The organism is Exiguobacterium sp. EF_C8, assembly GCF_054956715.1.
Map to the genome: position 1 here is coordinate 1,155,272 of NZ_CM143264.1, position 23,146 is coordinate 1,178,417.

Annotated in this window: 22 protein-coding genes; 15 read left to right on the forward strand and 7 right to left on the reverse strand. The window is 48.2% G+C overall.

Annotated elements, in window-relative coordinates:
- Positions 1–29 precede the first annotated feature (29 nt).
- Together ACY2IG_RS05955 and ACY2IG_RS05960 are read left to right on the forward strand one after the other, a co-directional pair.
- The gene (locus ACY2IG_RS05955; protein WP_462618471.1) at positions 30–728 is read left to right on the forward strand and encodes a cytochrome c biogenesis CcdA family protein; all 699 of its coding nucleotides are present in this window, start codon (positions 30–32) and stop codon (positions 726–728) included.
- Positions 729–744: 16 nt separating this feature from the next.
- Positions 745–1,224, forward strand: a complete 480-nt coding sequence (locus ACY2IG_RS05960) for a CcdC family protein (protein ID WP_035408686.1) — start codon at positions 745–747, stop codon at positions 1,222–1,224.
- A 42-nt stretch (positions 1,225–1,266) separates the two neighbouring features.
- On the opposite strand, the gene ACY2IG_RS05965 is transcribed toward ACY2IG_RS05960, so the two are convergent.
- Positions 1,267–1,692: a DUF2621 family protein gene (locus tag ACY2IG_RS05965; protein WP_035408684.1), complete on the reverse strand. Its 426-nt coding sequence runs from the start codon at positions 1,690–1,692 to the stop codon at positions 1,267–1,269.
- 91 nt (positions 1,693–1,783) lie between these two features.
- Here ACY2IG_RS05965 and ACY2IG_RS05970 point away from each other — a divergent pair, with 91 nt between their 5' ends.
- Entirely contained in the window at positions 1,784–2,107 is a 324-nt protein-coding gene (locus ACY2IG_RS05970; RefSeq protein ID WP_050678333.1) for a hypothetical protein, read from the forward strand.
- A 43-nt stretch (positions 2,108–2,150) separates the two neighbouring features.
- Here ACY2IG_RS05970 and ACY2IG_RS05975 read toward each other — a convergent pair whose 3' ends face one another.
- The 3 genes from ACY2IG_RS05975 to ACY2IG_RS05985 form a co-directional block, all read right to left on the reverse strand.
- Positions 2,151–3,455, reverse strand: coding sequence for a VOC family protein (locus tag ACY2IG_RS05975; RefSeq protein ID WP_368915254.1), 1,305 nt, complete (start codon positions 3,453–3,455; stop codon positions 2,151–2,153).
- 26 nt (positions 3,456–3,481) lie between these two features.
- Positions 3,482–4,495 (reverse strand): hypothetical protein, encoded by a 1,014-nt coding sequence (locus ACY2IG_RS05980; RefSeq protein ID WP_035408681.1) that lies wholly within the window; start codon positions 4,493–4,495, stop codon positions 3,482–3,484.
- A 92-nt stretch (positions 4,496–4,587) separates the two neighbouring features.
- Complete coding sequence (locus ACY2IG_RS05985) at positions 4,588–5,028, reverse strand: RrF2 family transcriptional regulator (protein ID WP_035408678.1); 441 nt, start codon at positions 5,026–5,028, stop codon at positions 4,588–4,590.
- A 140-nt stretch (positions 5,029–5,168) separates the two neighbouring features.
- Here ACY2IG_RS05985 and ACY2IG_RS05990 point away from each other — a divergent pair, with 140 nt between their 5' ends.
- Positions 5,169–5,966, forward strand: a complete 798-nt coding sequence (locus ACY2IG_RS05990) for a hypothetical protein (protein ID WP_035408676.1) — start codon at positions 5,169–5,171, stop codon at positions 5,964–5,966.
- A 57-nt stretch (positions 5,967–6,023) separates the two neighbouring features.
- Here ACY2IG_RS05990 and ACY2IG_RS05995 read toward each other — a convergent pair whose 3' ends face one another.
- Positions 6,024–7,268, reverse strand: a complete 1,245-nt coding sequence (locus tag ACY2IG_RS05995; protein WP_308101267.1) for an MDR family MFS transporter — start codon at positions 7,266–7,268, stop codon at positions 6,024–6,026.
- A 402-nt stretch (positions 7,269–7,670) separates the two neighbouring features.
- Between ACY2IG_RS05995 and ACY2IG_RS06000 the strand changes: the two genes are divergently transcribed.
- From ACY2IG_RS06000 to ACY2IG_RS06010, 3 genes are all read left to right on the forward strand, one after another.
- Positions 7,671–9,251: a peptide chain release factor 3 gene (locus tag ACY2IG_RS06000; RefSeq protein ID WP_035408673.1), complete on the forward strand. Its 1,581-nt coding sequence runs from the start codon at positions 7,671–7,673 to the stop codon at positions 9,249–9,251.
- 125 nt (positions 9,252–9,376) lie between these two features.
- A complete protein-coding gene (locus tag ACY2IG_RS06005) occupies positions 9,377–9,844 on the forward strand; it encodes a YflT domain-containing protein (RefSeq protein ID WP_329470521.1) in 468 nt (155 codons plus the stop codon).
- Between the two features lie 119 nt (positions 9,845–9,963).
- Positions 9,964–11,052, forward strand: coding sequence for an MBL fold metallo-hydrolase (locus ACY2IG_RS06010; protein ID WP_035408668.1), 1,089 nt, complete (start codon positions 9,964–9,966; stop codon positions 11,050–11,052).
- Between the two features lie 170 nt (positions 11,053–11,222).
- Here the strand turns inward: ACY2IG_RS06010 and ACY2IG_RS06015 are convergent, their stop codons facing one another.
- Entirely contained in the window at positions 11,223–12,461 is a 1,239-nt protein-coding gene (locus ACY2IG_RS06015; RefSeq protein ID WP_290772396.1) for a purine/pyrimidine permease, read from the reverse strand.
- A gap of 107 nt (positions 12,462–12,568) precedes the next feature.
- Between ACY2IG_RS06015 and ACY2IG_RS06020 the strand changes: the two genes are divergently transcribed.
- The 3 genes from ACY2IG_RS06020 to ACY2IG_RS06030 are packed head-to-tail and all read left to right on the forward strand — an operon-like array spanning position 12,569 to position 15,238.
- The gene (locus ACY2IG_RS06020; RefSeq protein WP_035408665.1) at positions 12,569–13,390 is read left to right on the forward strand and encodes a LysR family transcriptional regulator; all 822 of its coding nucleotides are present in this window, start codon (positions 12,569–12,571) and stop codon (positions 13,388–13,390) included.
- 27 nt (positions 13,391–13,417) lie between these two features.
- Positions 13,418–14,602 (forward strand): RtcB family protein, encoded by a 1,185-nt coding sequence (locus tag ACY2IG_RS06025; RefSeq protein WP_035408663.1) that lies wholly within the window; start codon positions 13,418–13,420, stop codon positions 14,600–14,602.
- A gap of 33 nt (positions 14,603–14,635) precedes the next feature.
- Entirely contained in the window at positions 14,636–15,238 is a 603-nt protein-coding gene (locus ACY2IG_RS06030) for a hypothetical protein (RefSeq protein ID WP_035408660.1), read from the forward strand.
- Positions 15,239–15,271: 33 nt separating this feature from the next.
- On the opposite strand, the gene ACY2IG_RS06035 is transcribed toward ACY2IG_RS06030, so the two are convergent.
- Positions 15,272–15,766, reverse strand: coding sequence for a hypothetical protein (locus tag ACY2IG_RS06035; protein ID WP_290787624.1), 495 nt, complete (start codon positions 15,764–15,766; stop codon positions 15,272–15,274).
- A 257-nt stretch (positions 15,767–16,023) separates the two neighbouring features.
- On the opposite strand from ACY2IG_RS06035, the gene acnA reads away from it, so the two are divergent.
- The 5 genes from acnA to ACY2IG_RS06060 all read left to right on the forward strand — a co-directional run bounded on the left by acnA (position 16,024) and on the right by ACY2IG_RS06060 (position 22,940).
- Entirely contained in the window at positions 16,024–18,750 is a 2,727-nt protein-coding gene (gene acnA, locus ACY2IG_RS06040) for an aconitate hydratase AcnA (protein ID WP_462618472.1), read from the forward strand.
- A gap of 57 nt (positions 18,751–18,807) precedes the next feature.
- The gene (locus ACY2IG_RS06045) at positions 18,808–19,272 is read left to right on the forward strand and encodes a DUF3939 domain-containing protein (protein ID WP_035408653.1); all 465 of its coding nucleotides are present in this window, start codon (positions 18,808–18,810) and stop codon (positions 19,270–19,272) included.
- 190 nt (positions 19,273–19,462) lie between these two features.
- Entirely contained in the window at positions 19,463–20,170 is a 708-nt protein-coding gene (locus ACY2IG_RS06050) for a hypothetical protein (protein ID WP_035408650.1), read from the forward strand.
- A gap of 76 nt (positions 20,171–20,246) precedes the next feature.
- On the forward strand, positions 20,247–22,490 hold the full coding sequence (locus tag ACY2IG_RS06055) for an AAA family ATPase (RefSeq protein WP_462618473.1): 2,244 nt from the start codon (positions 20,247–20,249) through the stop codon (positions 22,488–22,490).
- A gap of 12 nt (positions 22,491–22,502) precedes the next feature.
- Complete coding sequence (locus ACY2IG_RS06060) at positions 22,503–22,940, forward strand: acyl-CoA thioesterase (RefSeq protein WP_035408645.1); 438 nt, start codon at positions 22,503–22,505, stop codon at positions 22,938–22,940.
- The last annotated feature ends 206 nt before the right edge of the window (positions 22,941–23,146 follow it).

Here is a 23,146-nt window from a genome sequence, read left to right on the forward strand (position 1 = left end):
CTATAGTAGTAAAGAAAGGGGATGCTCATATGGAGCTCTCATTGTGGTTAGCGTTCGGAGCCGGTTTGTTATCATTCGTCTCTCCGTGTACGTTGCCGCTGTATCCTGTATTTCTCTCCTATATTACAGGAGTGTCGGTCACGGATTTGAAGGAACGAGGGGTACGAGAAAGGCGATCCCTGTTTCACACGTTAGCTTTCCTCGTTGGATTTGCGATGGTCTTCGCTGTGCTCGGACTCTCGACATCCTTGTTCGCAGATGTCTTTATCACATATCGGGATACGTTACGGATGATCGGGGCACTCGTCATCTTCGTGTTCGGTGTCGTTCTCGTCGGGTTATGGCAACCGACATTCTTGATGCGTGAAAAGAAACTGAATCTTGGGGAACGAAAAGGGGGATACTTCGGAACGGTACTCGTCGGAATCGGTTTTGCGGCTGGTTGGACACCATGTACAGGTCCGATTCTCGCAGGAGTCATCGGATTAGCTGCGACCAATCCGAGCCAAGGTATGTTCTACATGCTCGCGTACGTCCTTGGGTTCTCGATTCCTTTCTTATTAATGGCATTTTTCGTAGGTCGTTCGCGTCTGTTCGTGCAGTATAGTCTGAAATTAACGAAATTCGGTGGAGCTTTGATGATGGTCTTCGGTGTCATGCTGTATTTTGACGGTCTCAGTAAATTCGCGGCATGGATGAGTGACATCGTCGGATTCACAGGATTTTAATCAAGGAAGTGATCGGATGATTTGGATATCAACTGGGGTAGCGCTCGTCATGGGTTTGCTGATCAGCTTTATTCGCGTGAAGGCATCAGCAAAACCGACGAACGCTAAAAAAATCTTGATCCCACCGTTTGCGATGTCAACGGGAATGCTACAGTTTCTATACCCAGCTTCTCGTCTGACATGGACGGAGGTAGCAGAAGCATTGCTCATTGGAGCCATCTTCAGTATCTTTTTGATCAAGACATCCAATTTTTATGAAGCGGAAGGGCAGATTTATCTGCAACGTTCGAAAGCGTTTTTCATCGTCTTATTCGGCATCTTATTCATTCGGACGATTGCGAAATTCTTTATCGGAGGGCAAATCGACATCTTCGAGACGGGTGGGATCTTTTATCTCGTCGCCTTCGGTATGATTGCCCCGTGGCGCTTCGCGATGTATCTCAAATACAAAAAGGTGAAATCGGGCACCGTGTCTGTAGCACATTTACCCCAATAAAAAACCGCTGAAGGTGACTTCGGCGGTTTTTTCGTGCATCCTTCAATTTTGGAAATATAATGCGTAGTCTCGCCAGTCGATGGCGTGCTCCGTCAAAGCTTTTTTCAAGAATTTATGATCGCGTTTCGGCGTCGCAGAAATATACCCTTTGACGACCAGTTCAGATGTCATCTCTGTCGCCCGTTCCTCGAGTGCGAACTGTCCGATCCGCCCGGCAATCTTGCGGCGTGCGACATCACGAAATGCCGATGGGACCGGCATGACGAGAGCGTTCAATAACTCCATCGTCTCATCCGTCCAAAGGTGTCGTGTCTTGTCGATGTACTCATCTTCCCAGTCCATCATCGATTTACCGTCTTCTTTCGGCAACTTCTTGAGGAACTTCCGGAACATGAAAAACCCGCCGATTGCCATGAGTGTAATCATGATAAAGCCCCAGAGCAGAATCCCGTTCATGAACCATTCCATGCGCGACTCATCCCCCTTTCACATCAAATATAGATTAGCATAAATCAGGTGGACGTGCTATGATGAATGACGGAGAAAGTGAGGCGAAAAAATGCTGCAACCATATGTACAATTGGACGAGACCGGACAGCCCCGTAAAGGTATCTTACCTGAAACAGCGGACGGTCGGATCGTTGAATTCTATTATGATACAAAGGGTGAGGAGATTACAGTCATCTTCGTCACCGTTCCGGCAGAAGACGCGAGCCGGAAGCGTGCGTTTACGGTCGGGAAAACGTTCAAGACGGTCTCGACACTCGAAGACTTCACATTACTTCACTATGAATGGGCAAATGACCAGATTTTTGCGACACTCGAGATGTTCGCGGATGGGTCGAAACGTCAAATCGACGCTTCGAGATTGCTCGACTATTAAAAAAGAAGGAGATGCGGATTGCCGCGTCTCCTTCTTTTGATATTTAAGAAATATGAAGTCGGATGACCTCGTCATGAAGGTCAACCTGTCCACCGATCGGGAACGTAAACAAAGGACTCGTATGTCCAAAATCGACATTCGCAAGGACCGGGATCTGTTTTAGTGATGGGTAAAGTGAAATCAAGTAGCGCAGATGTTCTTCCGTCATCTTCGTCGCGAGTTGGAACCGCCCGAAGACGAGCCCACGAATTGTCTCAGCGCCTGGTTGCGCCATCAAAGAGGCGAAATCACGGGCGAACGTCGCTGGGTGGACTTCGTAATCGTCTTCGAGGAACAAGATTGTATCCCGCAAATCAGGGAAGTGCGACGTGCCTTGAAGGAGGTTCAAGGTGCAAAGATTTCCACCGATCAGACGACCGCTCGCTTGTCCCGGAGATAAGAGTATCGGTCCTTTGTTCGGTAACGTGATGACATGTCCGCGATCCGAATCCCGCCAATGAATCGACGGCTTGATTGTAACCGGGTCCGTTGCGAATAAGACTTGTTTGAAATAATCAATCGTATAGGCGTCACGATCACGGAAAGCCCGTAACATTGGTCCAGAGTATGTCACTAAACCTGTATTCGTCAAAATGGCGTGACTGAGCGCCGTGATATCAGAGAAGCCACAAAGAATCTTCGGATGCGTCCGAATCAGTTCATAATCGAGTAAATCGACGAGTTCATTCGTACTGAACCCACCGCGAACGCAAAGGATCGCATCGACGTTCGGATCAGCAAACGCGGCGTGGAGATCTGCAACGCGTAACTCGGGATCACTGGAGCCGAACGGATTGACAGCACGCGCATGTTGACTGATTGAGACGCGTAATCCGAATGATTCGAGTGTCTCGATTGCATCGTCAATGATCCTCAGCTCGACTGTCGAGAGGCTCGAAGCGGGGGCGACTAGGCGGATATGTGAACCATCTGTCAGCTTCTTCGGCGTTAAGGTCGGAAGATGAGCGGAAATGATTTCCAATCGGTTACCGAATGGGTCCGCTGTAAAGAAACGACGGCGCGGAGCAAGTCGTGTATCATGCTCAACGGGATAACCTGCGGCTTGCAAGCGATCACTCATTTCTTCAAATGTAGCGACAGTCAATCCAGGATGCGCTTTTTTAGCAGGAGAGAATGGATCCTCGATGCCGAGGTGAAGCGCTGTACCGTGTTCTTTAAACCAGACACCACCACTTTTTTGAACACCAGCAGGTTTATCGACTTCCTTCATATGTAAAAGCCCGGCATAAAATGCACGGGCGCGATCTTCTTCGTTTTTCGGCATAGCGAGTTGGACATGATCTAACATGAAGACACTTCCTTTACGAATAAGATTTAAGCAACGAACTGGGTGATCCGTTTCAGTTCACGCTCGACGAGGTTCAAGTAGAAGGCACCTTCGATCCGACGATCAAGAGATTGAGCGATTTCATATAAGTTCGTCCGGAGCGCTGCGAGATACGACGCTTCCTCACCAAGGGATTGTCGATGGGCAAATGCATAGTGAGCGAGTAGGAACTGGAGATATCCACGATCGGTTAAGAATGGAATCAATTGTTTTTTCTCTTCCATCAACCAGGTATAGTTTGTGTCGTAATACATCTTCGCATATAAATGATAGGGCTCATCGCCACCGGTAAAGAGTGTTTCGCCACGTTTGACTTCTTCAATCAATCGTTCGCTCCAATCAAAACGCTCTTTTTTGCGACTAAGGAATAATGGCAGGATGTATGGATGAGCCTGATCTGGCATCCGTGAACAACCGCGTTCATGTCGCAGTGCCGCATAAAGAAGTAAGGCGCGATCTTCGAATCCACGTTCGATTGCATACGTCATCCGGCTGAAGGCTTCACAGGATGGGCAATCACTGAGTTCGTCGCTTGGTGCGTCGACCCATTCCGATAAATAGTGATCGGCTTGCTCCTCGTCACCAAGCTTGCTGTAAACCATGAAGCTAATATAGTCGCGTGTGCGCGCGAATCCATGCGCGTCACAAAAATCGATGAAGCGGTCAAGATCTTCTTCGAGAAGCGATACCGTCACGTCTTCTTGTTCTGCCATATAGATCAAATAGGACTTATAGTTCCAGTACAAATCAAGTTCTTGTTTTGGAGTCAGTGTCATCTCGTCTTTTCGGATCCATTCCATTAAGAGTGTGAAGGACACGAGAAATGACCGGAAGTGTCCTAGGTCAAATTGATTTTGTGAAAACGTCCATAAGGAGAGGAAGCGGAGTGAATCATCAGCTGTTTCCTCAAAGATGGCCCATAAGGCCTCACCGCGTGTAACGGAGGGTTCTTCTTCCTTTAAGCGAAGATATAAAAGATGGAGTTCTTCTTGAGGGTTCATCTGTACCCCTCCTTTCTTATATAAGTATACCACGAGCGTTTTAAGAAATCGCAATTGAGCGAGGACGGAATAAAAAAAGATTCCGAACCCGCTCAATTGCGGTTCGGAATCATTTCAAGTATTTGGGGATGAGTATTAGCTGTCGGATGTAGCAAATCATGTACTGTGTAACTATTGAGTACTTGATGGAACGCCGCAATGGCATCATCGAAAGCATCACGTGCCGGATTAAGCGAAGGGACCTCGTGAATGCCTTCTTGCGGATCGAGAAAATGAACGGTTGGTTCAAACAGTTGTACGACGTCACCGATATGAATTGCATCCGGAGGACCTGCTAAGCGGAAACCACCTCCACGACCACGGACAGAATCAATTAGACCACTCTGTCCCAAACGATAGACTACTTTCATCAAATGATTCTTAGAAATGTCGTAACAATCCGCTACTTCCTGGATTCGGACTAAACGATCGGGATTGGCTGCTGCGAACAGCAGGGACCGAATCGCGTAATCCGTATAACGTGTCATGCGCATTTTCATCACCTACTTAACACACATACTAGGGGGGGACGCAAGCATTTACAACTTTCAATGTGCAAAAAATAAGATGCATTTTAGAGATTGTTTTTGAGAGTGGATTCACGCATAATGGATGGTGAAAGGTAGGTTAAATTATGCATTTCGATCAGGCATTACACCTTTTGCAACAGCTCGGTCCATCGATGGAGCAAAAGGGATTGCGGATCGCGACGCGCTTCTATGACTCGCTCGAGGCGACGTACGAAGAAGAATTGCGCGCGCTTCGAGAAGCGGGAGCTCAGGACGGAACTCGGGCACTGCGGATTTTACGCCTGAGTCAATTATTGAATCAGATTACAAACCAGCATGAATCGAGTGAACTGTTTAAATTGATTTTACTGAATGAAATCGATCAAACGAAATCGTTTCTGTTGACGTACCCGGATATTATCAGTCGTGAAATTCTTCAAGCTATTCAAATCGAATATGACCTTAAAGAAAATGCACCTTTACTTCAAGCATGGGCAATTGTTCACCATCAACTCGTCGATACATGTCGGCATTTTTGTAAATACCGCCGTGCTGAAAATTGGCGGCAACAAGATATCTTATTGATCGCAGAAGAACATCATCTAGGAGCCGTCATTGATGAAGCAAGGCATGCTCTCTTGAGCGGTCGGAAAACGACCTTATTACATGTCTCAGCTGAAGAACTGGCAGAACGAATGTTAGCAAATGTCCTCTCCTTGACGACGAAAGGCATGATCGTCCACCACATTCGTCAAGAAGGATGGGAACAGCAGATGCAGGAATTCCTGACGATGATCACAGCGAATGATCCGATCGTCTTCGTCAGTGGATCGACGAACTTCATTGCAGACATCCAGCAACGACTCGATCCGCTACCGGTCCTGTTCGGTCCGTTCGTAGCGGCAAATCAATTACCATCTTAACGAGAAAAGCGATGTGACAGGTTCTGACAGAAGTCGGAGCATGACACATCGCTTTTTTTAGGCTGATTTCGTTAAACGTTTCGCTCGTTGAATCGAACGATCGAGTGCGAGATAGACCCCACCTGATACACAGCAGAGCAGTCCGACGAATCCGAGAGCAAAATCACCTTTTCCGGTATCAAGGAATAAGGATCCGAGAAGTGGGGCGGTGACGCCACCGATCAACCACTGAAGACTCGCAGCACCGTTGTACGTTCCGCGGAGATGTTCCGGGGCGATTAAGGCAATGAATGTCATCTGCACAGGGGACATGATCATCTCACCGAGTGTATAGAATGCATAAATCGCAAGCAATACTGTCACGAGCACGACATAACTCGTTCCGAGTGAGAACAGGTAAGACGGCACGAATGCGAGGAAAATCATGCCGATTCCGAAGATCGAGGCACCAAGCAACATGACTTTTCCGAATGCCTTCCCTGACAAGCGAGCAGCAATCGGGAACTGGAATAAGACGACCATGATTCCGTTGAGTGCCATCAAGTAAGGAAAAGGATTTTGCTTCGTCGGTAATCCTGGCAGTGCTTCTTTCAAGAAGACCGGTAACATACTTTCGACGAGGGCAAACCCCATCGAAATGAAGACACCCGCACCGATGAAGATTAAAAAGACGTGATCCTTCCGCAATACAGTGAGCGGTGATACTTTGACTTCGTCTGTCTTTTCGATATACTCCGGTTTCGTTTCTTCGATGAAGAAGTAAAGAACGAGTCCATACAGGAAAAAGACGAAGGCAGCGGAGTAGAAGATGAGCGAACGATCGACGAACAGGACAGCACTTCCGAGAAGTGGTCCGAACGCTGCGCCGACATTATGTCCCATCCGCAGCAGACCGAACGATTCATTCAGGCGTTCTGGTGGTGTGACGTCAGCGACCATCGCGCTTGCTGCCGGATGGAACAGTGAACTCGATAAACCGAGCAGCGCGTTCAAAGCGAGCAGCGGTCCGAATGAATCGGCGAACGAGAAACCGATTAGCGCGATAACGTCACCGATGATCGAGATGACCATCAGTGGTTTTCGACCGAATTTATCAGCGAAGTGGCCACCGAGAACGGCGCCGACGAGTGACATGATCGGTCCAGTCGCCATGATGACGCCGACTAGGAAGTAGGAATCGAGTCGATCCGCGTAATAGAGAACTAAAAATGGTGCAATCATGAACATCATGATTCCGGTGATCGTTTCCCCGACGAACCGGATCCAGATGTTGCGATCAAGCTGTTTGAGTGCATTAAACATAGTGAAAACCCCTTATATTCCGTTTTTAGACAATAGAAAAGACGGATACGCACAAATATGGGCATACCCGTCCAAATATAAGAGGGCAGCATGTACGTATACGCATACGCACACCCTGCTTAATTAAAAATTAAACGATTGGGTGACGTACAGTTGTAGCCGATACAAAGACAGTGTGGACAGATGTCCGGGCTTGATGGAATACCATTGTACGTCTCCTCCTTCTGTAATAGTGAACTTCCTAGTCATCGTAAAGAAGATAGTGATGAATTGTCAACTTTAAATCTGAAAATTAAGTCAATGAAGTGAAATGGACGAGACCTTGAAAATTCGGTATGATAGACTAGTTGCGAAAAAGATTGATCGGACTTTTGAATATATCGGTGAAAGGAACTACCATACATGACAAACATTCTACAAACGGAAGTCGAAAAGCGTCGGATTTTCGGCATCATTTCCCACCCGGATGCGGGTAAGACGACACTAACTGAAAAATTCCTCCTACACGGAGGCGCGATCCGTGAGGCAGGTTCTGTCAAGGCACGGAAAAACTCGAAATTCGCGAAATCGGACTGGATGGAAATTGAAAAGCAACGGGGAATCTCTGTTACGTCTTCGGTCATGCAATTCGAATATGACAAAAAAATCGTTTCCATCATGGATACACCAGGTCACTCGGACTTCGGTGAAGATACGTACCGGATCCTGACAGCGGTTGACTCAGCAATCATGGTCATCGATGCGGCGAAAGGGATCGAGTCGCAAACGAAGAAACTCTTCCAAGTCTGTCGAATGCGCGGTATTCCGATTTTTACGTTCATCAACAAGATGGACCGTCAAGCGCGTGACCCACTCGAATTGATGGAAGAACTCGAAGAAGTCCTCGGCATCCCGTCTGTAGCTGTGACGTGGCCAGCTGGTTCAGGGCAACAGTTCGAAGGGGTCTACGACCGCGTCAAAGGACAATTCCACTGCTTCAAAAATGATCGTAAGACGATTGAACTCGGCGAGGAAGGTCTCGCGAACGAAGAACTCGCGACGACGATCAACTCAGAAATGTACGAGACGTTGATGGATGAAGTCGACTTACTCGACGGCGCAGGTAACGAATACGATGAAGAATTGATCGCAAAAGGTGAACTGACTCCGGTCTTCTTCGGATCAGCACTCGTCGATTTCGGTGTCACACCACTTCTTGAACATTACTTGAACTTGTCTCCTTCACCGACACCACGTGAGTCAAACAAAGGAAAAGTCGAGCCGGCGCAAGACTTCTTCAGTGGTTTCGTCTTCAAGATTCAAGCGAACATGAACCCAAACCACCGCGACCGGATTGCGTTCGTCCGGATCTGTACAGGTAAGTTCGATCGTGGGATGGACGTCGTCCTGACACGGACAGGCAAGAAGATGAAGCTGTCGCAATCGACTCAATTCATGGCGGATGAGCGTGAAACGGTCAACGAAGCGTTCGCAGGAGATGTCATCGGGTTATATGACTCAGGCAACTATCAAATCGGTGATACGATCACGAATGGCGATCCATCGTTACAATATGAAGCACTCCCGACGTTCGCACCAGAACTCTTCCTGAAGGTCTACACGAAAAACGCCTTGAAGTCGAAACAGTTCCAAAAAGGTGTCGAACAGCTTGCACAAGAAGGTGCGATCCAGGTCTACAAAACGGAATACAACGAAATCATCCTCGGAGCGATCGGACAACTCCAATTCGAAGTCTTCGAGCACCGGCTCAAAGGTGAGTATGGCGTTGACATCTTGAAGGATGCCGCGAACTTCCAAGTCGCCAAGTGGATCAAGCCAGCAGAAGTCGCTGCTGTCAAACAATTGACGGATTCACGGACGGTTCTCGTCTATGACCGCTGGGAGAATGCCGTTCTGTTATTTGCGAATGATTTCGTCTACGAGCGATTCGTTCAGAAAAACGAAGGAACGATCACATTGGTCGATTCACCGCAACAACTTTAATATTTTCACGGACTACTTTTCGAAGTGGTCCGTTTTTTCGTTCTGGAAATCTCGTTTGATGACAATCGAACAAGGGTAAAAATAGAGCGTGTTTGAATTCATATGAAAAAGGACGGTGTCATGTGATGGCGAAACGGTTTGTTGGGATTTATCAGGATCAATCGAGTCTGGAACGAAAAATTGAAGAATTGAAACAGCAAGGACATCATGATTCGGACTTTTCTGTCGTCGGTCGAGATGATGCAGCAGAAGAAGCATCAGGTGCGAGTTGGATTGATCAAGTCAAATCAACGTTCTCTAAAGAACCACCGCTCCGTGAGACGTTAAAACGTGTCGGACATTCGGATGATGAGGCAGAACGGCATTACGCGGAAGTCGAGCGAGGTGGTCTTGCACTGTTCGTCAAGGATCGAGATCATGACCATGACCACGATCACCATCATGACCATGAGCATCATCATAACCATGACCACGATCATCGGTACGACGATAATAAAGTCGAAAATCCAGGGAACAACGCCTATGAATCCAATCACCGTGAGGAAGGTGAGAAGAGCGACCGGGCGAAATGGAAAGCGGACGATCTCGACTAATACCTAGAAGTGAAGACGCCATATTGGTGATCTTCACTTTTTTTCGTATCCGAAGTCGCTGGGCAAGATATGTGAGGAATCGTGGTGCTATACTGAGAGCATCGAAGAGGTGATAATACATGAAAAAAATAGTGACAGCTTTGGCAGGCATTGGTCTCGCGACTGCCTGGTTCATCAACCGATACCCGGTGTTCGGAAATCGACCAAGCCGTGCGGAACGACTGAGTTTTGAACGATCAGATCGTTTTGTTGACGGGAAATTCAAAAATGAGATGGACTTCCAGTTGAAAATGGAATGGGACTCGATGAAAAGCATCTTAAAGGACTACGGACGAAACATTCCAAATCTGCGTCCTGTCAAAGCGCTGCCGACGCTTCCATATCAGCGACGGCAAGACGATAGTGAGGCACCACGTGTGACATGGTTCGGACATTCGGCGTTTTTACTTGAACTCGATGGACAAACGATTTTTTTTGATCCGATGCTCGGTCGCGCACCGTCGCCATTCCCGAAACTGGGAGGGGGACGGTTTCAAACGACACAGAAAGTTGATCTTGAACGCCTTCCGTTGATTGATGTCGTCGTCTATTCACACGACCATTATGATCATCTGGACTATCCATCCGTCCTTGCCTTAAAAAATCGAGTCGGTCGCTTCATCGTGCCGCTCGGTGTCGGGAGTCGTCTCCGTGGATGGGGCGTCTCAGCGGACCGGATCACGGAACTCGACTGGCATGAGTCGACGCAAGTTGGTGGTGTTAAACTGACGGCAGCCCCATCTCGTCATTATTCAGGACGAAATGGTTTTGATCAATTTTCGACGCTATGGGCATCATGGGTCATCGAAGGCTCGCAAAAAGTTTTCTTTAGTGGCGATAGTGGGTATGGTCCGCATTTCAAAGCAATTGGTGAACAATATGGTCCGTTTGATCTGACGATGATGGAATGTGGGCAGTATGATGTCCGTTGGTCCAACTCGCATATGTTACCGGAACAAACAGTTCAAGCACATCGTGATGTCAAAGGTCGCGTCTTGATGCCGATTCACTGGTCTGCATTTATCCTCGCGTTTCATGCCTGGTTCGAACCGGTCGAACGGTTGCTCAAGGAAGCAAAACGCGATGAGATTCCTGTTCTGACACCAATGATTGGGGAGAGTGTGACACCCGAGAGCACAACACGGAAATGGTGGCGGGAAGTGCGTTGAATGATACAGCTTTTTGATTTTAATTAAATATGATGATAAAAAAAGTAGCCATTTCGATTTGACTCGAAATGGCTACTTTTTTAGATGAATAAACGGACGAGATGTTCATCATCGACTCCTACAGGAAAAGTAAGCGAGGGTGATGACATCGTCCGGACCTACAATACCATTTAGCTCGCCAATCGATCCGCTTGTTTTGCACGACGTGAACGAACCTTTTCGACAATTTCGAAACCGAGCACAAGCATCGTTCCGACGAGCAATCCATTACTGAGAAACGGACGAAGCGTCAAAGGCAGGACTTCAGCGATGACGGTTGATTGTAACAAGATACTGATGCCGATGACGGCACTGATCGCAAACGCATGGCGGCGACGGCTATTCTCCATGTTACTTTCAGCAGACTGCCAAGCAATCAGGAACATGTGTGGCAATGTCGCAAGCAACGCTGCACTCGCGACGCTCCGCGGCAATGTTGCGATGATCCCGATCAAGCTTGGGAAGAAACCAATCAGTGCGATGACGAGTGAGGCAATCAAGAACGGACGACGTTTCCGGCTATCTGTTTGTGCGATGAATCCACTCGTGATGGGTAATGGCACAGGAACGAGCGTCGAGAACGTAGCAGCGAGTAAATGAATGACACCTTCGATCGACAAGCCTTGGTGCAGACGTCCTTGTTTTTGAAGCGTTGCTTCGACGGCGCTTAAGGCAGCGATCAAATTGACGACGAGCAAGATCGCGAACGGAATCGCGACAAGGAATGCACTGCCGTCAAACTGTGGCCATCCGAACGGTAACGCTTGCGGTGGTGCAAACAAACTAGACGACGTAGGAAGTGACGGACGGCTGACGAGCCAACCGACGAGAATTCCGATCATCAAGGCGAACGGACGTAAGCGACTCGGTCCGAATTGGCTGAGTCCGAGCACAAGTAAGAACGTGATGATACCAGCGAGACGTGTTGCTTCGACGGCGAGGACGGCACCAAGCATGACGCCTGTTAATTGAATACATAATAAAAGCAAAAACGTTCCGCTGACGAGCGGTGTGAAGACGGGTAATAAGTATTTCGTCCATCCTGTCAAACCGAGAATGATAAGGACGATACCGGCAATTACAACGGCTGCCATCGCAATCGTAAAGGCTGTTTTTGAATCGACCGGTAGTGCGGCGATGACGACGAAGATACTGACCCATGATCCGGCAGGTCCCGATACGATTGGAAGCCGGTGGCCGAAAGCGCCGTGTAGGAAACAGGCAATCCCGCCTACAAAGAACGACCGTTGGACAAGGGCAGCTGTTTCGACTGAGGAGAGGTCGAACAGACTAGCGACGACGATCGGTAAGGCAATCGTGTTCGCAAGTAAGAAGACGATCCACTGGAAAGTAGAAGTCGTTTGTTTCATGAAAAAGCTCCTTTCTTAAACTGAAGATATTCCTGCATCATAGCATATGATTGATGTTATGATTCATATATCTTTATACATGAAAACATATGAAAGAGATGATGAGTATGGATTTACGTCAGTACCGCTATTTTTGTGCGGTCGTCGAGGAACAATCTGTCACACGAGCAGCGGAGCGCTTAAGAATGGCACAACCTGCCTTGACGCAACAAATCCGACGAATGGAAGAAGAGTTAAGCGTTCGTCTAATCGAGCGGGCAGGGCGCGGAATCCGGATCACACCAAGCGGCAACCGCTTATATGAAAGGGCGGTTTCCTTGCTACAGTTTGAGCAGGAGACACGAATGGAATTAAGCGACATTGAAGCCGGACGAACAGGAATTTTGCGGATTGGTGTCAACACGTTATCAGCCAGTCGGCTTGTTGACTGGATCGAACAGATGAAACGACGACATCCTGGTATTATCTTACAAGTCCACCAAGGAGAATCGAGTGCGCTCATCGAACGGTTAAAAGAGCGGTCGCTTGATGCAGCGTTGGTCCGTCTGCCGATTGATGCGCAAGGCGTCTCGATTGAATGGATGGAGGAAGAACCGTTTCATCAAGTCTGGCACCCTGATCATCCGACAGCGGATCTCATCATTCCAAGTCAGGAAGGACTTGGTGTTTTTCAGACATTAAGTCAACGGCTTGGTGTCGTATCGCAAGAGACGTGTTCTGACGTCTTGACGCTAATCGGACTCGTTCGGAAGGGGAAGGCTGTGACCGTATTGCCGGAGAGTACGTTGCGGGAACTGGACACGGCAGGACTGCATCAGACATACCTGTCAGGTGCCGCGAGTACGACAGCCTTTGTCTGGTTGACGGAGACGGGACCGACGACACTGACGAAACAATTCATTGAAATCATGCAAGAAACAGCAAAATAATTAAATGGATAAGAAAGGAATAATCGAATGAAAACGATTCAAGGCACATATGGGGAAGCAAAGATTTTCACGGACAACGTCGACGAACTGACGATTAAGCAAGTAACAGCCATGTTGGAGGAACAATTTGCGACAGATAGTCGCGTTCGGATCATGCCGGATTGTCACGCTGGAAAAGGGTCCGTCATCGGAACGACGATGCATGTGACGGACGAGGTCGTACCGAATCTCGTCGGTGTCGATATCGGTTGCGGCATGTTATGTACACGACTTGCTGGACAGGGACCAATCGACTTTGCAGAGCTTGACGCAACGATCCAGCATCTCATTCCAAGTGGCATGTCGGTGCGTCAGCAAGCCCATCCATTGTCAGAACAGGTACCGTTTGATCAAGTACTTGCACCGTTCAACGAGACACGGGCACGGTTGTCGATCGGGACGCTCGGTGGAGGGAATCATTTCATCGAACTGAACCAGGATGCAGCAGGACAGCGCTATCTCGTGATTCATTCCGGCAGTCGCAACCTTGGGAAGACGATCGCTGAACATTATCAGGCAGAAGCCGAGACGGCACGCTTCCAATTTGATGCGGGTCAAATCATTGAGGAATTAAAGCAGCAGGGGCGCGAATCGGATATTCAGGCGACCTTGCAGCAATTGAAGGAAAAACGATCTACGTTTAACAAAGATTTAGCATCTGTTTCCGGAGAAACGATGGAGCGTTACCTCCATGATCTTAAGATCGCCCAACGATACGCAGCATTAAACCGTCAAGCGATGACCGAAGTCATTTTCGAGGCGATGGGATGGACGGTAGTGGATCAGTTCGATACGATCCACAACTACATTGATCTTGATGCGATGATTTTAAGAAAAGGTGCCATCTCTGCGAAAGCCGGCGAGCGGGCAATCATTCCGATGAACATGCGCGATGGCTCCTTGATCGTCGTCGGAAAAGGAAACCCTGATTGGAATTATTCCGCGCCACACGGAGCAGGACGCATCATGTCACGATCTAAAGCGTTCAAAACAGTTGAACTCGATGCATTCGAAAAGACGATGACCGATGTCTGGTCAAGTTCTGTCGTCGCGTCGACGCGTGACGAGTCGCCTTTCGTCTATAAACCGATGGACGAAATCATTCGCAATACGAAAGAAACGGTCGATGTCGTCGAGATCATTAAACCGCTATACAACTTTAAGGCAAAGTGATATCAGGGTGTTTTCAAAAGGGGAGGATAGTGTATGCGCTATAAGAGAAACATGGCGATCCTATTTTCGAGTGTATTTTTAAGTGTAGGATGTACGGATGAGGCGGTCACGACGGAACAGAAAAAAGTAGAAGTCAAAACTACTACTCATACGAATCAGAAGACAAAACATCCTATCTTACATCCTGTTCAGTATGAAAAGCTGTTCAAGTACATGGATGAACACCTGAAGATGGATCAATTTCAGTTGCAGGCAAGTACGATAGGTTCAGATTTCACGGCTGTAGATCGATCATTGAGTTTTGGGAAGAGACGTTGGTTAACCGTTGACGGAACGATAGACACACCGTCGACACAAGAGACACTTTATTTTGAAAATCAAAAACAAGATACGCGGTTAGCGATCCATTTTACTTATACAGATCGATACATAGGCAATGACGTGATGCAGTATCAATCAAGTGATGGCTACAAAGGGCTTAATCAAAAGCTATCGAATCAGTCTGATCTTATCATCATCAGCTACAAAAACATCCTCATATCCGTGCAACAAAATGCTTTATATAAAGTCGATCCTGACACGACGCAGGAGGCAGCAAAACAGGTGATTCACGAATTAAAAAACGCTCCCGTTTAAAACGAGAACGTAAAGATGACAACTTTGATTTGATTAGACGGCACCATCCGGCAATGTCTCACCTGTCCGGCGAATCGTCGCTCCGAGTTCAGCGGCAATCGCATTGACGGCTTCTGAATCTTCGTTGACTTCACTGATCAAGATGACACCGTAATGATTGGGATTGATCTGATTCAGTGTCCGGTTAAACAAATCAAACGAATCTCGTTCGTTTTTCTCATCCCGATTCGCACCAATCAAGTAGCCAGCGACGGAACCGACGAGCATCCCGAACGGACCACCGATGACACCAATTGCCATGCCGATCAATGAACCCTTGAACGATTGATCCTGTTGCGTGAAGTCGATCGCATCGATGAAAGAGAACCCCTCTGCTTCGTCGCGTTTTGCGAGAACCATCTGCTCCATGTCGATTTCCTTGATCGCTTCGAGGTCTTTGATCATCGCGAAGCCTGTTTGCGCTTTTTCTAAATCATTGAAAATAATCGTCGTAATGACGTGCGTTGCATCGCTTTTATATTTCGCCATAATAAACGCCTCCACAAGAATCGGATATCATACTACACTTTTTAAGTACCCTGAACATTCTAAATGGAAACGCATGACTGGAAATATGGCAAGAACAGGACAACAGAATAATTTTCTAATATCGGCAATAAGTAAAACTTATCGAAAGTCTTTTGTTCTTTCAAATTGTAACGGAATCCATATTATACTATGATAGAACTGTACAAGTAAGCGGTATCAGGGGCTTGATGTCGTGAACACTTAAAGGGGGAATCACCATGAAGCAAACAGATGTGTCGCAAGATGTCTTTGGCGCACGCCGTTCGTTTGAAGCAAACGGTAAGAATTATCAGTACTACAGTCTTGAAAAATTGGAAGAACTCGGATTGACGGAAGTCAAACGCCTTCCATATTCGATTCGTGTCCTACTCGAGTCAGTACTTCGTCAACAAGATGGTCGTTCGATCACACGTGAACACGTCGAGAACTTGGCGAAATGGGGAACAGCTCAAGTTTCGAATGATGTCGACGTTCCGTTCAAACCGTCACGCGTCATCCTTCAAGACTTCACAGGTGTTCCAACGGTCGTTGACCTCGCATCACTTCGTAAAGCGATGCAAGATCTCGGCGGAGACCCATCGGTCATCAACCCAGAAGTACCAGTAGACCTCGTCGTTGACCACTCGGTTCAAGTCGATGCCTACGGTTTTGCTGGTGCACTTGCAGAAAACATGGATCTCGAATTCGAGCGTAACGAAGAGCGTTACAAATTGCTTCGCTGGGCAACGTCAGCATTTGACAACTACCGTGCCGTACCACCAGCAACAGGAATCGTTCACCAAGTCAACCTCGAGTACTTGGCATCTGTCGTCCTTGAAAAGGAAACAGCAGACGGTACAGTTGATGTCTATCCGGACACACTCGTCGGAACAGACTCACACACGACGATGATCAACGGTCTCGGCGTCCTCGGTTGGGGAGTCGGTGGGATTGAAGCGGAAGCGGGCATGCTCGGACAGCCATCATTCTTCCCAGTACCTGAAGTCATCGGTGTTCGCATCACAGGTGAGATGCATCCAGGAACGACAGCAACAGACGTTGCCCTTCGTGTAACGGAAATGCTCCGTCAAGAGAACGTCGTTGGTAAATTCGTCGAGTTCTTCGGTCCATCACTCCACTTAATGTCACTTTCTGACCGGGCAACAATCGCAAACATGGCGCCAGAATACGGTGCAACATGTGGATTCTTCCCAGTTGATACAGAGACATTGACGTACCTTCGTTTGACAGGTCGCGATGAAGCATTGATCGAAAAAGTCGAGAACTATTCGAAAGCAAACGGTTTGTTCTACACGCCACAAAACGAAGATCCAACGTTCACGAAAACGGTCGAACTCGATCTTTCAACGATTGTTCCTGCGCTTGCTGGACCAAAACGTCCACAAGACCGGATTGATTTGACGGATGTCCATACATCATTCAAAAAAGCGTTGACGGCTCCACAAGGAAACGCTGGATTTGGTCTTGCAGAAGAAGAAGCAAACAAAGTCGCTATCGTTCAGTTCGAAGACGAAGCGGTTGAGATGCGTACTGGTGATGTGGCGATTGCTGCAATCACAAGCTGTACGAACACATCAAACCCATACGTCATGATTGGTGCGGGACTCGTCGCGAAAAAAGCGATCGAACTCGGTCTTTCAGTTCCGAAATACGTCAAAACATCGCTTGCGCCAGGATCGAAGGTCGTTACGGATTACCTCGAGAAATCAGGACTCCAAACGTATCTCGACGAACTCGGCTTCAACACAGTCGGTTACGGCTGTACAACATGTATCGGTAACTCGGGTCCACTTGACCGCGCTGTTGAAGATGCGATCCTCGGTTCAGACTTGCTCGTTTCGTCTGTCCTCTCAGGAAACCGTAACTTCGAAGGTCGTGTCCACCCGCTCGTCAAAGCGAACTACTTGGCTTCACCGCCACTCGTCGTCGCGTATGCACTTGCAGGAACAGTCGACGTCGATATCATGAACGCGTCACTCGGGACAGGCAAAGACGGACAAGAAGTCTTCTTCGCTGACATCTGGCCTTCACGTGATGAGATCCAAACGATCATCAACACGGTCGTCACACCAGAAAGCTTCCGTGCAGAATACGATTCAGTCTTCACAGGAAACGAACGCTGGAACAACCTTGACGTGCCAACAGGCGATCAGTATGACTTCGACGGTGAGTCGACATATATTCAAAACCCACCATTCTTCGAGAACTTGGCGAAGGAAGCGGGTCAAGTCGAAGCACTCAACGGACTCCGTGTCTTCGGTAAGTTCGCTGATTCAGTCACGACGGACCACATCTCACCAGCTGGTTCATTCTCGAAAACGACACCAGCCGGTCAATACCTCGTCAACAAAGGGGTTGCACCAAAAGACTTCAACTCGTACGGTTCACGTCGTGGTAACCACGAAATCATGATGCGCGGAACGTTCGCGAACATCCGCATCCGTAACCAAGTAGCACCAGGTACAGAAGGTGGCTTCACGACGTACTGGCCAACAGGCGAAACGATGGCGATGTACGATGCTGCGATGAAGTACAAAGAAGATGGTACAGGTCTCGTCATCCTCGCTGGTAAAGACTACGGTATGGGTTCTTCACGTGACTGGGCAGCAAAAGGAACGAACTTACTCGGCGTCAAAGCCGTCATCGCGGAGAGCTTCGAGCGGATTCACCGTTCAAACCTCGTCATGATGGGTGTTCTTCCACTTCAATACGTGGCAGGCACAACAGCTGAAACACTTGGTCTAACAGGTGAAGAAGCGATCAGTATCGCAATCGATGAGTCTGTTCGTCCACGTGACATCGTTAAAGTCACGGCAACAGCGGCAGATGGAAAAGTCACTGAATTCGAAGCGATTGCTCGTTTCGACTCAGAAGTCGACATCGATTACTATCGTCACGGCGGGATCTTACCAATGGTCCTTCGTGAGCGTCTCCAACAAGCATAAATTGTCTAATCAAAGGTGGGGGAAACCCCACCTTTTTTTGACGAGAGGAGGAATTCGATGAATCGATTCAAGAAGTGGTTTCAACCGAAGGAAGACCGACCGTTGCCGATGCGTGACGTGACGCTTGATGAAGTCAAACAAGCGACGCATGCGTTTGAATCTGAACTACCGAAAGGGACGAATCGGACAGTGCTTCTGGATAATGAGCAGCGGATCGACCTGAAACAGCTGGAGCCGTATTTGAAAGCACGCTCGACACAAGTGTTTTACATGTCGCGTGAGACATTCACCATCATGGAAGCAAAAGACCGGGAACTCGTCTATGAGATGGATCATGTCCAGGTTGCTGTCGATCGCTATTTTGACCGGGTGAAAAAACTTCCTTTGAAACCGTATAGTAAAACGTTTCAAGTCGACTGTGCGATGTTGTTTCAGGATGGTTATTTACGTGAAATGCCACATCATAGTTATTACTTGGTCGATGAGTCGATGATCGTCTCGCTGACGCCGAAGGAAGCGTAAACGTAATCAAGGGTGGACCGAATTCATTCGGTTCGCCTTTTTCTGTCGTCCTGAACGTTTTCTGATTTGTTCAAAAGTCTGACGAATTTACTCAGAAATCGTGAAATCTTGGACAAACCCTTTGTATTTCCCCTTTAAAACCGATACGATGATAGGGAATAGAGACTTGAGCTAGGAAGGTGTACATGGCATGACGAAACGAACGAGCACGTGGATTGCAGTAGCAATCGTGGCAATGGCGATCCTCCTTGCCTACAATTTTTATCTCTTGAACAAGACGCAGACCGCAAGCGATGAAAAAGCCGCAACGGTCAAACCGTTTTATACGATGACACGCATTCAATATGTCGAGAAGAAACTCGCAACGAAAAAAGATGAGCTCGAAGCCCGGACATATGAAGTCGTGTTTGACGACAAAGGGCATTTTCGGACAGAAGTCGTAGACGGACCGTCAAAAGGATCGCTTGCGATCTGGAACGGCACAATGTTCCGTGAGTATGATGCGACAGGGAAGTTAGTCAATGAGACGAAAGCAGGCAAAAGCGTCAGTGCGCCGCGTCCATTCCTCTCTCGTGGATTCAATGAACAGATTCTCGCCTTCATTAAAAAAGGGGACTTTGGACAAGTCGAGGGAGAAGCAGACATTGCAGGGATGGCTGCGGACGTTTACGTGAAAAAAGAACCATCGAGCACGGTTCCTGAAGAATGGATCAAACAGTATCCATCGATCTTCGATAAAGAAAACAACCAGGAACAAGCGACGTATTATATCGCATCTGACCGTTCGAAAGTCCTCGGTGCCGAATCACGCAATAATGGTAAATTGTTCTACTCTGTCAAGATGAAGAGTTTTGAGACAATTGATACGTTCGATAAGGAATGGCTAAAAGCAAAATAAACAAGAAACGACCGGCGATGACGCTACGAAACGGTAGCGGACAAAGTCGGTTTTTTCGAGACGCAGGAGGTTCAACATGGAAGCATTCTCGAAAGAGGAGATGTTCAATCAAATCAAGGCGTGGGAAGAGGGCGCAAAAGTTGAGGAGGTGCTTGCGCTACGTTATGCCCAAAGTAGTCGGCTACTTGGAGAAACGGAAGCACTCGTCCGTATCTTAGCGTTACTTGTCGAGCATCGCTATATCATGACAGGACGACTGGACGCCTTAGCTGAGAGCTGGATGCAAGAAATCCGTCAGCATGGTCGCTTGCCAGCACGTCTTGAGCAGTTATTAACGGAGCAACAACTACAAAGTACGTATCAGCGTCTCGTCGCGCATACGTTCCCGACGATTCGTGAGACGGACAATGCAAACGCGAAACGATCTGCGACAAAGGAACTGATTCTCCAAGCGAGCCAAATCGTCGAGGAGACGGATCAAATCGTCGAACTGACAGAACGACTTCGTCGGCTAGATGCCGAACGCTGGACGGAACTGTTCGATGCTGGAACGGCATTGCTACGTTCGAGTGCAACGCTCGAGCAGACGGCGCAGACATTCGTCGATAGCTTACAAGAACGCTTCTATTCCCGAGAAGCGTTCCGTGAGATGACGGAATTGAAGGCGACGACGATTCAGGATCTTAAGCGTGTCGTTGCCTTACTTCCCGTCGAAAGCAAACAAGTTGAACGATCAGCACTCGAGGAACTCGACGCGATGATTGGTCTCGAAGACATTAAACAACGGGTCCACCACATGTATCGTTTTTTGAAGTACCAACAAAAACGGTCGGAAGACGGCTATCGTTCAAGTGATCAACCATCGCTACACATGATCTTCATGGGGAACCCGGGGACCGGGAAAACGACGCTTGCCCGTTTGATGGCGAAGATCTACCATGAACTTGGACTACTCGAACGACCAGAAGTCGTCGAGACGGATCGTTCGTCGCTCGTCGGTGCCTTCGTCGGACAAACGGAAGAACAAGTCATGAGCAAAGTCCGGGAAGCTGTCGGAGGTGTACTCTTCATCGATGAAGCCTACGCCTTAAAGCGTGCCGGACAAAGTGGGAACGACTATGGGCAGGCAGCGATCGATACGCTCGTCGCTGCGATGACGAGTGGGGAATATGCGGGACGGTTTGCAGTCGTCCTCGCTGGTTATCCGGAAGAGATGCGTGATTTCCTGAAGGCAAATCCCGGACTACGAAGCCGTTTCCCGGAATCGAATCATTATCTGCTTGCAGACTATACGGATCAAGAGCTGCTCGCGATCGGACGCTCGATTGCGACGGCAAATGATTACGTCTTGACGGAACAAGCAGAGCGGGCGTTGCTCGGTCGGCTCGAGCGGGAGCGCGTCGACGCGAGTTTCGGAAACGGACGGGCGGTTCGCAATATCGTGCTCGATGCGATCTTCAAGAAGGGAGCAAGCCTTGGAGAGAGCGCCAGTCACGAAGACTTTGCCTTACTCGAACAAGAAGATTTCGAGATGGTGCAAGAACCGGACGCGACGGTGGAAGAACGGATCGCTGCGCTCGTCGGATTGTCTGATCTAAAGGATGAATTGAAACAGATCGAAGCCTTATTATCAATGCAAAAACGCCGTCGTGAAGCCGGTTATAAGGTATTACCGGTCGAACTGCATGCGGTCTTTAGCGGCAATAGTGGTACCGGTAAGACGACTGTCGCTCAGCTTTATGCCGATGTGTTACGACAATGCGGCTATTTAAAACGCGGACACTTGAAAGTCGTCAGCCGAGCTGACCTCGTCTCCGGATATGTCGGACAGACCGCGCAAAAGACACGCGACGCGATTCGAGACGCACTGGGTGGTGTCTTATTCATTGATGAAGCCTATGCGTTAAACGGTGGAGCAAATGACTTCGGGAAGGAAGCCATCGATACGCTTGTGGATGAGATGACGAAACATCAAGACAATCTCGTTGTTGTTCTTGCAGGTTACGAGCAACAAATGAACGCCTTGCTCGCAAGTAATCCGGGATTGAAGTCGCGCTTCAAGCGGTCGTTCCACTTCCCAAATTATTCGCCAGACGAGTTGATTCAAATCATTGAAGGATATGCGGCACGATTCGGATATGAGCTGACGGAGGACGCGCGACAGACGCTTACCGAGAAAATCGATGTCGTTCCGAACGGAAACGCACGGGCAGCGATCACGATTGTCGAACAGGCGATCGCGAAACAATCGATGCGATTAATTGACAAAGTTAGCTTATCCGGTTCAGAATGGTCCTATCTTGAAAAAGAGGATTTTTAAGGGGGAAGCTACATGCACACGATTGAAATACCTGTTCGGTACGCCGAGACGGACATGATGGGCATCGTCTATCATTCGAACTATCTCGTCTATCTGGAACTGGCACGGACAGAATTAATCCAGTCCTTGGGTCTTAATTACAAGGAGATGGAAGATGCGGGTTATGTCTCCCCGGTTACGAATGTCAATCTCGATTACAAGCGCTCGTTGACGTACGGTGATACGGCGGTCGTCACGGTCTGGATTGATCATTACGATGGCTTACGGACGATTTATGGTTATACCGTCAAGCATCCAGACGGAAAACTTGCGGTATCGGCAAAGACAACACATGTCGTCGTCAAGAAGGAAAACTTCCGACCGATTCGTTTGCCGAAGGTGTTCCCAAACTGGCACGATATCTACGAGAAGATGAGTGAGACGGACGCAGCACTCTTAACGGAAGCGTGAAGATGTACAACAATAGCGGGATCGATTTTATTGAATCGGTTCCGCTTTTTTTATTTGCACCCTGAACAGTAAAATTTAGCACTTGGTACTAACGACCGATGACAAAGTCAGAATCATTTGCGAAAATAAAGAAGCAGAAGTAAGGTAGGGTCTTAGTCCATCTGTTGGAAGTAGGCTCGACGGATGGAACAATTAGCGGTAACATA

Bases quoted from the DNA above. Each gene is read 5' to 3' on its own strand.
- acnA (WP_462618472.1), top strand. From the start codon at position 16,024: ATGAAGCAAACAGATGTGTCGCAAGATGTCTTTGGCGCACGCCGTTCG.
- ACY2IG_RS05965 (WP_035408684.1), bottom strand. From the start codon at position 1,692: ATGGAATGGTTCATGAACGGGATTCTGCTCTGGGGCTTTATCATGATT.
- ACY2IG_RS06000 (WP_035408673.1), top strand. From the start codon at position 7,671: ATGACAAACATTCTACAAACGGAAGTCGAAAAGCGTCGGATTTTCGGC.
- ACY2IG_RS05960 (WP_035408686.1), top strand. From the start codon at position 745: ATGATTTGGATATCAACTGGGGTAGCGCTCGTCATGGGTTTGCTGATC.
- ACY2IG_RS06010 (WP_035408668.1), top strand. From the start codon at position 9,964: ATGAAAAAAATAGTGACAGCTTTGGCAGGCATTGGTCTCGCGACTGCC.
- ACY2IG_RS05990 (WP_035408676.1), top strand. From the start codon at position 5,169: ATGCATTTCGATCAGGCATTACACCTTTTGCAACAGCTCGGTCCATCG.
- ACY2IG_RS06030 (WP_035408660.1), top strand. From the start codon at position 14,636: ATGCGCTATAAGAGAAACATGGCGATCCTATTTTCGAGTGTATTTTTA.
- ACY2IG_RS06020 (WP_035408665.1), top strand. From the start codon at position 12,569: ATGGATTTACGTCAGTACCGCTATTTTTGTGCGGTCGTCGAGGAACAA.
- ACY2IG_RS06035 (WP_290787624.1), bottom strand. From the start codon at position 15,766: ATGGCGAAATATAAAAGCGATGCAACGCACGTCATTACGACGATTATT.
- ACY2IG_RS05975 (WP_368915254.1), bottom strand. From the start codon at position 3,455: ATGTTAGATCATGTCCAACTCGCTATGCCGAAAAACGAAGAAGATCGC.
- ACY2IG_RS06025 (WP_035408663.1), top strand. From the start codon at position 13,418: ATGAAAACGATTCAAGGCACATATGGGGAAGCAAAGATTTTCACGGAC.
- ACY2IG_RS06015 (WP_290772396.1), bottom strand. From the start codon at position 12,461: ATGAAACAAACGACTTCTACTTTCCAGTGGATCGTCTTCTTACTTGCG.
- ACY2IG_RS06050 (WP_035408650.1), top strand. From the start codon at position 19,463: ATGACGAAACGAACGAGCACGTGGATTGCAGTAGCAATCGTGGCAATG.
- ACY2IG_RS05985 (WP_035408678.1), bottom strand. From the start codon at position 5,028: ATGCGCATGACACGTTATACGGATTACGCGATTCGGTCCCTGCTGTTC.
- ACY2IG_RS05955 (WP_462618471.1), top strand. From the start codon at position 30: ATGGAGCTCTCATTGTGGTTAGCGTTCGGAGCCGGTTTGTTATCATTC.
- ACY2IG_RS06060 (WP_035408645.1), top strand. From the start codon at position 22,503: ATGCACACGATTGAAATACCTGTTCGGTACGCCGAGACGGACATGATG.
- ACY2IG_RS06005 (WP_329470521.1), top strand. From the start codon at position 9,377: ATGGCGAAACGGTTTGTTGGGATTTATCAGGATCAATCGAGTCTGGAA.
- ACY2IG_RS05980 (WP_035408681.1), bottom strand. From the start codon at position 4,495: ATGAACCCTCAAGAAGAACTCCATCTTTTATATCTTCGCTTAAAGGAA.
- ACY2IG_RS06045 (WP_035408653.1), top strand. From the start codon at position 18,808: ATGAATCGATTCAAGAAGTGGTTTCAACCGAAGGAAGACCGACCGTTG.
- ACY2IG_RS05970 (WP_050678333.1), top strand. From the start codon at position 1,784: ATGCTGCAACCATATGTACAATTGGACGAGACCGGACAGCCCCGTAAA.
- ACY2IG_RS06055 (WP_462618473.1), top strand. From the start codon at position 20,247: ATGGAAGCATTCTCGAAAGAGGAGATGTTCAATCAAATCAAGGCGTGG.
- ACY2IG_RS05995 (WP_308101267.1), bottom strand. From the start codon at position 7,268: ATGTTTAATGCACTCAAACAGCTTGATCGCAACATCTGGATCCGGTTC.